This window comes from Rhodococcus sp. IEGM 1372 (genome assembly GCF_030056835.1).
Lineage (GTDB): Bacteria > Actinomycetota > Actinomycetes > Mycobacteriales > Mycobacteriaceae > Rhodococcoides.
The window spans coordinates 24,260-30,401 of record NZ_JASHKS010000048.1 but is presented as its reverse complement, the minus strand read 5'-3'; the positions used below and the strand labels follow the sequence as shown (position 1 = coordinate 30,401).

Sequence of the window (6,142 nt, the reverse complement as noted above, 5' to 3'; positions counted from 1 at the left end):
CTCGAGACCGGCGGATTCAGACCCCAACTCCTACACCCCCGATTGGGATGAGCCGGGAATTGTCCCATCCGTTACCGGCCCTTTGTCGATGGATGCGTGCGGCGAGTACGAGGGATTGGCGACGGGGATGAGTCCTCAAACTCAGAACCACGGTGACGGGCACCAATCATCCCCCGAAGCACAGAAAGAACTCAGGGGGCCACGCGTCGACCGGACATTACCGTTGGTTCGCTGGGGTCGTCCCAGATGGTGTCAGCGTCCCACTGGTAGACCTCTTGGGCGCGAACCTTGTACATGCCTATGCTCCCGGCGTACTCGACGCGACGGCTGGTCAAACACTGAATCTGGCCGTCGTTCTGATAGATCACGGTGGCGAGGCTGTCGAGCAGGCCCTTCAGCAGATTGTCGGCATCCTTTCGGCGGCTGCCACGAGGCACAAGTGAGGTGACCGAAATACACATCGGACTGTCGACGGTCGGTTGCCGGCCGCGAGAGAATTCCTTCAGCATGGCGGTTACTGCCACCTTGAGCTCGGCGTTGCGGGCGTGGTCAGTTTGTGCGGACCAGGGCTCCACCTGGATCGGCCAGTGCTGGATCACGGCATCCGGCACCGGTTCGCATGCGTTGCATGGAAGTTGCGCTATCGAGCTCATCTTCGACCTGGGTGAAAGTGCTGCCACAGGGCGACGTGTCGGCCATTCGACACGAAAGTCAGGAAGGTACGCGGCTTTCAAGGTTCCACGCATAGACACCAGCCACTCGTGCACGTCCTGGCGCTGCCGAGGCGTGGGTGGGTCGGCCAGCGCCCTTGAGGTCTCCTGTGAGTAGAACGAGAAGATGACCGCCAGGCGCGTATCCGGCGTGTCGTGTTCGGTCAATAGTTGCAGCGCTGAATCGATCGGATGCAAGCTCATGGATTGATCCAACCTTGCCGGTGGCGTGCGTACCCCGTCGGTCCGCGGCCGTACCGATACTGACCCATGGCACGTTCTGAACTGTAATGAAAATCGTTACCGATAACGGATATTATGTCAGGTAAAGTGCTGCATATTGTTCCAGCACTTCGCTTTTCGAATATACGAGGAGCTAGCGAGGGAGGATCGAGCCAGGCAGATCGACCTGTACATGGCAGTGACCGTTCCGCGCATTTCGAGCCGTCCTCGGTAGAAGCTTGATGAGACCACCGTGAGGATCTCGCAGCAGCGCTATGCGATGCCGGTACGGACAGCCGAATCGACGGTCCTCCACGTGACGTGACCGCCGTCTACGGATCCGGTACGGACGGCACGTCGACACCGATGGTCGAGCGGGCTGCTGGGGAGCCGACGCGCTCGTACGCAGCCGTCATGTCGATGGACGAGACCGAAGCGACGCTGGTCAGTGCATCGGACACAGTGATGATTCGCCCGTTGACGTACGGGCGGATCTTGAAGAGCTCCTCGACGACCGGGCGCGGTATCTCGATGGTTCTGGTCAGTGCGAAGTCGATGTCGAAAACTACGACCACGACCACGTCGTAATCGCTATCGCGGATTGCGCTGAGGTTTCGTCTGCCTCGAAGCTCGGTCTGCCGCATTCCCTTGACCTGCAAGCGACGCCCGCTCGGATCCTGGACATCCCAGCCTTTCTGGGAGAACGAACCTCGCTGGCCACCGTAGTGCTCGTGCACTATCGCCTCAGCGATGTCACCAACCGGGTTGTTGTTCGTTCGAACTACTCCCCGGACACGGAGTTCGTTCATGGTTCCGGCCCACAGGCGCAGCAGCTCGGCAATGGTCAACGACGACAGGTCTACAGGCACGGCGGCCATGGTAGGCCCGGAAGTCGTCCGGGAACGGAGCGCCCACGACCGCGCACCTGACGTCGATGGACAGCATCGTAGAGATGGTCGACGGCCGACTTCGGGCCGATGCGTCGAGGAAGTGAATCGGGGGCCCCGTCGTCGGACCCCGCGGGTCGAGGATTGGTCATTTGCTTCGGATCGCTATGCGGTATTGCCTGCGAACAGGAGTTCTGGTTCACTAAGTAAATCAGCATTAGTAATCGATTGGAGCTTTCGATGACGCGCAGAGCAGTGGTGGCGGGTGTGGGAATGATCCCCTTCGCCACACCGAGCAAGTCCGATACCTACGACGTGATGGGCACTACTGCCGCGCGCGCGGCATTGGCCGACGCTGGAATCGAGTACAACGTCATCCAGCAGGCGTACGCCGGGTACGTATACGGCGATTCCACGTGCGGCCAGGCCGTCGTGTACGGACTTGGGTTGACCGGTATCCCCGTCATCAACGTCAACAACAACTGCTCCACCGGCTCCTCCGCCCTGTATCTCGCGCGGCAGGCCGTCGAATCCGGCGCAGTCGATGTCGCACTGGCGGTCGGGTTCGAGCAGATGCAACGCGGCGCACTGTCGATGGGCTACTCCGATCGACCGAGTCCGTTCGAGCGCTTCGACGAGGTGATGGATCAGATCCAGGTCCGAGACGAATCCCCCTTTGCCGCACAGATGTTCGGAGGTGCAGGCAAGCAGTACGCAGACAGGTACGGCACCTCGCCCGAGACGTTCGCAAAGATCTCCGTCAAGTCCCGGTTGCATGCGGCGAACAATCCCTACGCGGTGTTCAAGACCCCGACGAGCGTCGAAGAAGTGCTCGCATCGCCGCACATTTACGGCTCACTGACCCGGTTGCAGTGCTGCCCGCCGACCTGTGGGGCCGCTGCGGCGGTCATCGTCAGCGAGGAGTACGCGAAGAAGAACGGGCTCGACGCCTCGATCGTGATCAAAGCGCAGGCCATGACCACCGATTTCGCCTCGACGTTCGACGAGAAGGACATGACCAAGATCGTCGGCTACGACATGTCGAAGGCAGCGGCGCAGCAGGTCTACGAGATGTCCGGTGTCGGCCCCGAGGACATCCGCGTCGTCGAGCTGCACGACTGCTTCACCGCCAACGAGCTGCTCACCTACGAAGCGATCGGTCTCACGCCCGAGGGAACGGCCGAGAAGTTCATCAACGACGGCGACAACACCTACGGCGGCCGAGTCGTCACCAACCCCTCCGGCGGGCTGTTGTCCAAGGGGCATCCGCTCGGCGCGACCGGCCTGGCACAGTGCGCAGAACTGGTGTGGCAGTTGCGTGGACAGGCCGAGAACCGTCAGGTCGAGGGAGATCTCAAGGTCGCTCTGCAACACAACATCGGACTCGGCGGTGCCGCCGTGGTCACCCTGTACGAGAAGGTGAGCTGAGAATGTCCATCGATCCCGCAGCGATCGGGACCGAGCTCGAGCCGGTCGCGATCACCGTCGATGCAGCGCGGTTGCGCTTCTTCGCCAAGGCAATCGGGGAAACGAACCCCGTCTATATCGATACCGATGCGGCCCAGGCCGCCGGGCATCCGGATCTGCCGGTGCCGCCGACGTTCCTGTTCTCCATCGAGCTCGACAGCCCCGATCCGTTCGCGTGGATGTCGGACCTCGGTGTCGATCTGCGCTTCGTCTTGCACGGTGAGCAGATCTTCACCTACCACTCGACGGCACATGCAGGCGACACCTTGACCGCGAGGTCGACCATCACCGATATCTACTCGAAGAAGGGCGGTGCGTTGGACTTCGTCGTCAAGGACACCGCCGTGACCCGAGCCGACGGATCCGCCGTCGCCGATCTTCGCGCAGTGCTCGTCGTACGCAACCCGGGAGGCGGACAATGACATCCACCGAACACATCACGGTCGGGACCGAACTTCCGGCCCTGGACGTCGGCAGAATCTCTCGAACCACGCTGGCGCTGTTCGCCGGTGCATCGGGCGATCACAATCCGATGCACATCGATATCGACGTCGCGAAGTCTGCCGGCCTCGAGGACGTCTTCGCCCACGGCATGCTCTCCATGGCCCACCTGGGTCGGTTGCTGACCAATTGGGTTCCGCAGGAATCGATTCGGTCCTACCGGGTTCGGTTCGCCTCCATCACACCGGTATCGGCCAAGCCGACCGCCACCGGCAAAGTCGTCTCCATCGACGACTCGGCCGGAACCCGAACCGCCACTGTGGAACTCACCGTCACTCTTGCCGACGGCACCGTCACACTCACCGGCGACGCCGTCGTCGCACTCGACTGAAAGAGACCGTTCACATCATGGGAAATCTCGACAACAAGGTCGCCATCGTCTCCGGTTCCGGACGCGGCATCGGCCGTGAAATTGCGCTCAAGCTCGCCCGCGAAGGCGCGAAGGTCGTCGTCAACGATCTCGATACCGCACCGGCCGAGGAAACCGTTGCCGCGATCACAGCAGCGGGCGGGCAGGCCGTGGCATGCGCGGGCAGCGTCACCGACGACGGCTTCGCCGAGCGGTTCGTGCAGACCGCAGTCGATTCGTTCGGCGGCCTGGACATCATCGTCAACAACGCCGGCTACACCTGGGATTCGGTGATTCAGAAGATGACCGACGAGCAGTGGGACGCCATCCTCGACGTGCACCTCAAGGCCCCCTTCCGCATTCTGCGTGCCGCGCAGCCCGTGATCGCCGCCGCGGTGAAGAAGGCCAAGCAGGACGGTCAGCCCGTGCCGTGCCGCAAGGTCGTCAACATCTCCTCCCTCGCCGGCACCGGCGGCAACCCCGGCCAAGCCAACTACTCCTCGGCCAAGGCAGGCATCACCGGTCTGACCAAGACGCTCGCCAAGGAGTGGGGCCGCTACAACGTCACCGTCAACACCGTGGCGTTCGGATTCATCAAGACCCGCCTCACCGAAGCCTCGGCCGACGGCGCAGCCACCATCGATGTGCAGGGCCGCGAGATCAAGGTCGGCGTCAACCCCGATCTGATGACCGCGATGGAGCAGATGATCCCGCTCGGGCGCGCCGGCGCACCCAGCGAAGCCGCGGGATCGGTGTACCTGCTGTGCACCCCCGAGTCCGACTACGTCAGCGCCCAGACCTTGGTCTGCGGCGGCGGCTTCAACTTCTAGGAGTCGACGATGAAGACAGCGGACTATCGGCCGACATGGATCGACGACGACGTCGTCGCGCTCAAGGACATGGCCACGAAATTCTTCCAGGCCGAGCTCCTACCGAACCAGGAACGCTTCGCCGAGCAGAAGTGCGTCGACCGGAGCTTCTGGAACGCCGCGGGAGACCTCGGTCTGCTGTGCGCCTCGATCCCGGAGGAATACGGCGGCGGCGGCGGGACCTACGCCCACGACTTCGCGATCTTCGACGCCCAGTACGGTCTCGGCGACACCAGCTTCGGCAACATGGTGCACAGCGGCATCGTCGCCCACTACATCCTTGCGTACGGAACCGAGGACCAGAAGCAGCGATGGTTGCCCAAGATGGCCACCGGTGAGATCGTCGGGGCGATCGCCATGAGTGAGCCGGGTGCCGGATCCGACCTCAAGACCATGCGCAGCAGCGCCCGCCGCGACGGCGATGACTTCGTGCTCAACGGGGCGAAGACGTTCATCTCCAACGGCAAACACGCCGACCTGGTCATCGTCGCCGTCAAGACCGATCCGTCGGCCGGTGCCAAGGGCGTATCGCTGATCGTCGTCGAGACCGCCGATGCCCCGGGATACCGAGTGGGGCGCGTGCTGGACAAGATCGGCATGAAGGGTCAGGACACCGCCGAGTTGTTCTTCGAAGACGTCCGTGTCCCGGCCGAGAATCTGCTCGGCGACGCCGGCGCCGGCTTCGCGTACCTGATGAAACAGTTACCACACGAGCGGTTGGTGATCGGGGTGTGCGCAGCCGCAGCAACGCAAACCGCTGTGGCTCTGACAGTGCAGTACACCAAGGACCGTGCGGCATTCGGCGGTCCGCTCTTCGACATGCAGAACACCCGCTTCCAGCTCGCCGAATGCGCCACCCTTGCTCACGTGTCACGAGTGTTCGTCGACAGCTGCATCGAGCGTCATCTGCGCGGCGAGCTCGACAGTGCGACCGCGTCGATGGCGAAGGCGTACACCACGGAGGTGCAGGGGCAGGTCGTCGACAAGTGCCTTCAGCTGTTCGGTGGCTACGGATACATGGCCGAATATCAGATCGCCCGGATGTACGCCGATGCCCGCGTGCAACGCATCTACGGCGGATCGAACGAAGTGATGAAGGACCTCATCGCGCGATCGCTGTAGCTGCTCCACCGCCCG

The 6,142-nt window shown here is 62.8% G+C and carries 7 protein-coding genes; 5 read left to right on the top strand and 2 right to left on the bottom strand.

Annotated elements, in window-relative coordinates; genetic code table 11:
• Positions 1-191: 191 nt before the first annotated feature.
• A complete protein-coding gene (locus QM590_RS23545) occupies positions 192-914 on the bottom strand; it encodes a RusA family crossover junction endodeoxyribonuclease (protein ID WP_243597277.1) in 723 nt (240 codons plus the stop codon).
• 350 nt (positions 915-1,264) lie between these two features.
• Positions 1,265-1,801 (bottom strand): DUF6998 domain-containing protein, encoded by a 537-nt coding sequence (locus tag QM590_RS23540; RefSeq protein WP_243597278.1) that lies wholly within the window; start codon positions 1,799-1,801, stop codon positions 1,265-1,267.
• A 258-nt stretch (positions 1,802-2,059) separates the two neighbouring features.
• Between QM590_RS23540 and QM590_RS23535 the strand changes: the two genes are divergently transcribed.
• From QM590_RS23535 to QM590_RS23515, 5 genes are read left to right on the top strand one after another with little or no spacing between them, the layout of a single operon-like run.
• Positions 2,060-3,247, top strand: a complete 1,188-nt coding sequence (locus tag QM590_RS23535; RefSeq protein ID WP_243597279.1) for a lipid-transfer protein — start codon at positions 2,060-2,062, stop codon at positions 3,245-3,247.
• 2 nt (positions 3,248-3,249) lie between these two features.
• Complete coding sequence (locus QM590_RS23530; RefSeq protein ID WP_243597280.1) at positions 3,250-3,708, top strand: MaoC family dehydratase N-terminal domain-containing protein; 459 nt, start codon at positions 3,250-3,252, stop codon at positions 3,706-3,708.
• A complete protein-coding gene (locus QM590_RS23525) occupies positions 3,705-4,118 on the top strand; it encodes a MaoC/PaaZ C-terminal domain-containing protein (RefSeq protein WP_243597281.1) in 414 nt (137 codons plus the stop codon). The genes QM590_RS23530 and QM590_RS23525 overlap by 4 nt, the downstream gene beginning before the upstream one ends.
• A 17-nt stretch (positions 4,119-4,135) precedes the next feature.
• A complete protein-coding gene (locus QM590_RS23520) occupies positions 4,136-4,966 on the top strand; it encodes an SDR family NAD(P)-dependent oxidoreductase (RefSeq protein WP_243597282.1) in 831 nt (276 codons plus the stop codon).
• A 9-nt stretch (positions 4,967-4,975) separates the two neighbouring features.
• Positions 4,976-6,127, top strand: coding sequence for an acyl-CoA dehydrogenase family protein (locus QM590_RS23515; protein ID WP_243597283.1), 1,152 nt, complete (start codon positions 4,976-4,978; stop codon positions 6,125-6,127).
• Positions 6,128-6,142: the final 15 nt, after the last annotated feature.